Source organism: Burkholderia sp. BCC1996 (assembly GCF_905339955.1).
GTDB lineage: Bacteria > Pseudomonadota > Gammaproteobacteria > Burkholderiales > Burkholderiaceae > Burkholderia.
In genome coordinates this window covers 1-1,374 of sequence record NZ_CAJPHM010000075.1, presented here as the reverse complement: position 1 = coordinate 1,374, position 1,374 = coordinate 1, and the positions used below count along the sequence as shown (strand labels likewise).

The following is a 1,374-nucleotide window of genomic DNA, read 5'->3' as shown; positions in this document are numbered from 1 at the left end:
GAACCTGTCCGCATTTTTGTGGGCGAGGCGGTTGAACAACGCGTTATCCACGCGCCTGCATAAATCGCTCTCCGAACAGGATAGCAAACTGGTTCATCGCTGATTTCCAGTCGAACGCGGACCTCACGGTCTTGGCCAGTACGTTGCGCAGCGCCAGCCAGAGCAGCTTGATGGCCGCCTCGTCATTGGGGAAGTGACCACGGGTCTTGATGATCTTGCGCAACTGCATGTTCAAGCTCTCGATGGCGTTTGTCGTATAAACGACCCGTCGAATCTCCGGCGGAAACACGTAGAACGGCACGACGTGCTCCCACGCGCGTTGCCACGACTGCACGATCGTCGGGTACTTCACGCCCCAAGGACCATCGGCGAAGTCTTGCAACGCCTGCCGTGCCGCCTCTTCGCTGGAAGCCGCGTAGATCGGGCGCAGCGCTGCGGCGAGCACCTTACGGTCCTTGTAGCTGGCGTATTCGAGGCTGTTGCGGATCAGATGCACGATGCAGGTCTGAACGGTGGTCCGCGGATAAGCCGCGCTGATGGCCTCGGTCAGCCCCTTCAGGCCATCGACCACGGCGATCAGGATGTCCTGGCAGCCGCGCGTCTTCAGTTCGTTGAACACCTTGAGCCAGAACTTGGCGCCCTCGGTCTGCTCGATCCAGAGGCCCAGCACGTCGCGCTGGCCGTCGGCCTGGATGCCCAAGGCCAGATAGACGGCCTTGTTGCTGACCACGCCGTCGTCGCGGATCTTGACCCGCAGCGCGTCGAAGAACACCACCGGATACATCGCCTCGAGTGGGCGGCTCTGCCAGCTCAGCGCTTCGGCCATCACCTCGTCGGTGACCGAACTGATGAAGTCGGGCGACACTTCGGTGCCGTATTGCTCGGCCAGAAACCCTTGAATCTCGCGCACGCTCATGCCACGCGCGTACATCGCAATGATGCGTTCGTCGAAGCCGGTGAAGCGGCGCTCGTGCTTGGGAATCAGGATCGGCTCGAAGCTGCCGTCGCGATCGCGGGGGACTTCGACCCGAACCGGACCGCGATCCGTGATGACCGTCTTGCCGCTGGCGCCGTTGCGCTCGTTGGCTTGTCCGGCCGGCTTGGACTGGCCCGACGGGTAGCCCAGATGCAGATTCATCTCGGCGCCCATCGCCCGTTCGATGATCGCTTTGTTGAACGCCAGCATCAGATCCTGAACCTCGGTCGGCGTCATCGGCCCCTTGACCAGTTGGTCCAGCAGTTCCTTGGGCAGCTCAGGCAGCGGTCCGCGTGCCGCTGCCTGACGCGCGACGGTTTGTCTTTTCTTCTTCATCGACATATCCATGACTTTTACACCTCATGATATGCCTCGCCCACGAAATGACGGATAGGTCC

The 1,374-nt window shown here is 61.6% G+C and carries 1 protein-coding gene; it reads right to left on the bottom strand.

All coding sequences use genetic code 11. The features are described 5' to 3' along the window. Positions 1 to 43: 43 nt before the first annotated feature. Positions 44 to 1,312 (bottom strand): IS256-like element ISBcen18 family transposase, encoded by a 1,269-nt coding sequence (locus U4Z64_RS37220; protein ID WP_321793972.1) that lies wholly within the window; start codon positions 1,310 to 1,312, stop codon positions 44 to 46. Positions 1,313 to 1,374 lie beyond the last annotated feature (62 nt).

What these genes read in the sequence shown, in the direction of transcription:
- U4Z64_RS37220 (WP_321793972.1), bottom strand. Translation starts at nt 1,312, where the DNA reads ATGAAGAAGAAAAGACAAACCGTCGCGCGTCAGGCAGCGGCACGCGGA.